Below are 1,246 nucleotides of genomic sequence, written 5' to 3'. Positions count from 1 at the left end.
TAAGCGTGTTGATTTCCCAAAAAAAGGGACAAAAAAGGCCGCCATTTCGGGTAATGGTAAGTACGACCAAACCAAACCGAAATGAGGCGACCTCATGAATAATAATACCCCATTCCTGGCCGTGTTCAAACAAGTATTAACTCCGGAAGAAGTCGAAATGGTGACTGGGCAAACCGAGAACTACGAGGATACAGGAATCAAAATGACTGTCGGTGTGTTGTTCGACTACTTTATCCAAGCCTGCTACCACAAATGGGATGGCTTTCGTCAAAGTGCTCGGGTGGGCTCGAACTACGATTTGCCCAAGGTTCATTACTCCACTCTTTCGGGCAAAGCTGGTGAAGTGCCTTACGATATCTTCAAGCGTTTGTTTCAAATGCTCGTCCAGAAATGTAACCGGCAAACCCGGCGGCACCTGAATCTGCCTAAAGATCTTCTGCTTATTGACTCTACGACGGTTACGGCGGCAAACTCCCGTATGTCTTGGGCTCCATATAAAAAATTCAGAGGAGGTATCAAGCTGCATGTGGCCTTCTCGCATGGACAGCATTCACCCGTGAAGGTGGTCGAATCGATTGCCCGGCGCAATGACGCTCCATTTGGAGAAGTCTTGGCCGATAAGGACTACCTTCTAGTCCAGGATCGGGCATATGGAAAAATCGGTCGATTGGATCAATATGTGCAGCAAGGTCAGTCCTTTGTGATTCGTTTGAAAGACAATCTCCATTTGGTGATGCCGCGAAAGCTTCAGCGACCGGCGGAGGGAGATAGCAAAATTGTACGCGATATCACCTGTTATATCGGTCAAGGGAAACACCAATCCGCCCAGCGCCACCGCGTCGTTGAATTTGAAAATGACCGGGGTGAAGTCGTAAGGGTTGTGACCGATTTGAGAAAAGAGTCCGCTCATGTGATTGCTGAAATTTACAAAGCACGCTGGGAGATTGAAGTCTTTTTCCGCTGGGTGAAACAGCATCTGAATGTCCCTTGTCTATTTGGAACCACCGAAAATGCAGTATATAGCCAATTGTTTGTGGCCCTTACCGCGTATGTGCTTCTAAAATACATTTTTGATGAAATTCATCCGAAGGTACCGGTCTTTGCTAAGCTGACTCTTTGGGAATTTATGCAGTACTGGCGTATATTTAATCTTCCGCTGGAGTGGCAGGTTCAGCTTAATCAGCTCAGGCGTAAAGAACATTTAGGTGTTTTTGTCATCCCATAATATGGGTAATCAACACGCCTG

1 protein-coding gene is annotated in these 1,246 nt (G+C 46.7%); it reads left to right on the top strand.

Going from position 1 to position 1,246, the window contains the following annotated elements:
• The first annotated feature begins 94 nt into the window (after window positions 1–94).
• On the top strand, window positions 95–1,225 hold the full coding sequence (locus J2Z70_RS33030) for an IS4 family transposase (protein ID WP_209880122.1): 1,131 nt from the start codon (window positions 95–97) through the stop codon (window positions 1,223–1,225).
• The last annotated feature ends 21 nt before the right edge of the window (window positions 1,226–1,246 follow it).

It is taken from the genome of Paenibacillus silagei (assembly GCF_017874735.1).
Taxonomy (GTDB): domain Bacteria; phylum Bacillota; class Bacilli; order Paenibacillales; family Paenibacillaceae; genus Paenibacillus_AQ; species Paenibacillus_AQ silagei.
This window is presented reverse-complemented; position numbering and strand designations above follow the sequence as displayed.

Coding starts and splice junctions, on each gene's coding strand:
- J2Z70_RS33030 (WP_209880122.1), top strand. CDS start 95: ATGAATAATAATACCCCATTCCTGGCCGTGTTCAAACAAGTATTAACT.